The organism is Viridibacillus sp. NPDC096237 (assembly GCF_050278625.1).
In the GTDB taxonomy this organism is placed as follows: domain Bacteria; phylum Bacillota; class Bacilli; order Bacillales_A; family Planococcaceae; genus Viridibacillus.
The window spans coordinates 1-2422 of record NZ_JBNNTI010000105.1 but is presented as its reverse complement, the minus strand read 5'-3'; the positions used below and the strand labels follow the sequence as shown (position 1 = coordinate 2422).

Sequence of the window (2422 nt, the reverse complement as noted above, 5' to 3'; positions counted from 1 at the left end):
TGTCGTTATCGCACACGTATAATTGTAAATAAAAACCAAATGAATGGGGCCACCTTTATTGAAATGTTTCCTTTTTTGGCTTTAAACCCTAAGTATTAATAGACGGAATTTTCTGTCTTTATTTATGCAACACTAGTGTACGAGTATATATCGAAAATCATATTCAGATATATTCAATCAACTGGTAAAGTCATTGGCATTAGGAATAGTATTTGCTGTTGGCGCTTGGGATATTAGTAATAACCAGTTAACTATTGGGTCACTTGTTGCTTTCACAGTATATGTACCTCAGCTATACACTTTAGTAAATGAAATACAAACTGCTTATATGGGCACTACTAATATTAGACCTATAATAAAGCAATTAAATACATTTTTAGATATTCATGAACCCATAATTGAAATTCCAAATGCAATTCCTTTAAAAGCCGTCAGGGGAGAAATAGCGTTTCAAAATGTGTCGTTTACATATGAAAATAATCGTGCTGATTTAGAAAATGTCTCTTTTAAAGTACTGCCCGGAGAAATTATAGGAATAGTTGGTGGTTCAGGAGGAGGTAAAACAACAATATTAGAATTAATCATGCGTTTTTATGACCCAACTAAAGGGACAGTATGTATTGATGGGGTTAGTATTTCAAAATATAATCTTATTGATTTTAGAAATGCTATAGGATTAGTTACACAAGATCCTTTTCTTTGGAATAGAACAATAAAAGATAATCTAATATATGGAGTTCCTCATGCGACTGAAGAGCAAATATTACACGCTATTAAAGTAGCACAACTAGAAGAGTTTATAGCTAGCTTACCGGAAGGGTATGAAACAGTAGTTGGAGAGCGTGGCGTTCGTATATCAGGAGGAGAAAAACAACGATTAGCTATTGCGAGAGCTATTTTAAAAGATTCACCAATCATTCTGTTAGATGAACCAACATCTGCATTAGATGCACATACTGAATTTTCACTTCAACATAAAATGGAAGAAGTATTTAAAGGTAAAACAATCATTTTAGTAGCACACAGACTATCTACTATTCGGAATGCGTCCAAAATTTTAGTGTTAGATAATGGGGAAATAATTGAATACGGCACTCCACTAGAACTGATAAAGAATAAGGGAGCTTATTATAGTCTTTTATCAAAACAAGTTTCATCAAACTAACTCTTAGGATAGAGCAAGTTTCAAACTAATTCAATTACGGATGCTGCTTTAGCACTTAGTCAGCCATTTTACAAAAAACCATCCGAACAGCAAAAGAGTGATGATTCTTTTGCTGTTTTTTATTATTAATTAATTTTTTCGTTTTTAAAATTGGGTATTCGGATAATCGTGTGGAAAATCAATAATAACAAATTTGGGTTCATAGAATCACAAAACGGATTATCGTGTAGAAAAACTATAATTATATTTCCTTGATACTCTACCCACGTCACCTTTTATACTTATATTTAAGAAAAGAAAGAAAGGTGAAAAAGATGAATAAACCATTAAAAAAGGAAATATTTTCAGTACAATTAATGCTTGGAATCTCATTACTTCTTGGTGTAGTACCTCCCCTTATTATGTTTTTAATGACAAGGAAGAAAAACTTTTATTACTGTGAATCAAGTCGAAAAGCACTTAACTTCCATTTGACGATATTCCCATTATTTATTATCAGTAGTCTTCTTCCTTCGTGGGTTAAATACGCTATATTGGCTATAGAAACATTAATAATCATGTATGCTATTATTCGAATAGCTTTTCAAAAATCATATTATTATCCAGCCATTCCCTACATTAAAGGCAAAGAAGAAAATATAGAAAAGAGGTATTCGCATGTCAGGTAAAATGTTGACGATCGGACAATTGGCTAAACGAACGGGCGTTACCATACGAACACTTAGATATTACGATACAATTGGTTTACTTATACCAACAGACTACAAGGAAGGAGGACATCGACTTTATAATCTTAATGATCTCCTACGTTTACAGCAAATCCAATCCCTTAAATTCATAGGCTTTTCATTGAAAGACATTGCAGATTTATTAGAATCGCATTATATAGAAGAACAGCAACTTATCCATTCAATTACATTCAAAAAAAGAGAACTTATCGCAGAACAAGAGAGAATCAGACAAACTATTGACCAGTTGGACCATATGAAAACTATTATTTCAGGCTATGAAATAATAGATGTAAAATTATTTTGCTTTATTATTCATTCGATTCTATTTGAAGAGGAAAATCTTAATGAATATAGTCAAGTCAAAGATTCTATTCACAATTTCAGAAGTGAAGAAAGGGTTAATTTAGATAAAGAGTACTTTTCATTATTTATCACTAGTGTTGCATAAATAAAGACAGAAAATTCTGTCTATTAATACTTGGGGTTTAGATCCAAAAAAGGAAACATTTCAATAAAGGTGGCCCCA

3 protein-coding genes are annotated in these 2422 nt (G+C 31.8%); all 3 read left to right on the top strand.

Translation table 11 applies throughout. The features are described from left to right. Window positions 1-193: 193 nt before the first annotated feature. On the top strand, window positions 194-1165 hold the full coding sequence (locus ACQKMD_RS21940; protein ID WP_427754690.1) for an ABC transporter ATP-binding protein: 972 nt from the start codon (window positions 194-196) through the stop codon (window positions 1163-1165). 314 nt (window positions 1166-1479) lie between these two features. Then, entirely contained in the window at window positions 1480-1833 is a 354-nt protein-coding gene (locus ACQKMD_RS21935; protein ID WP_427754688.1) for a DUF4870 domain-containing protein, read from the top strand. Further along, on the top strand, window positions 1823-2344 hold the full coding sequence (locus ACQKMD_RS21930) for a MerR family transcriptional regulator (protein ID WP_427754686.1): 522 nt from the start codon (window positions 1823-1825) through the stop codon (window positions 2342-2344). The genes ACQKMD_RS21935 and ACQKMD_RS21930 overlap by 11 nt, the downstream gene beginning before the upstream one ends. Window positions 2345-2422: the final 78 nt, after the last annotated feature.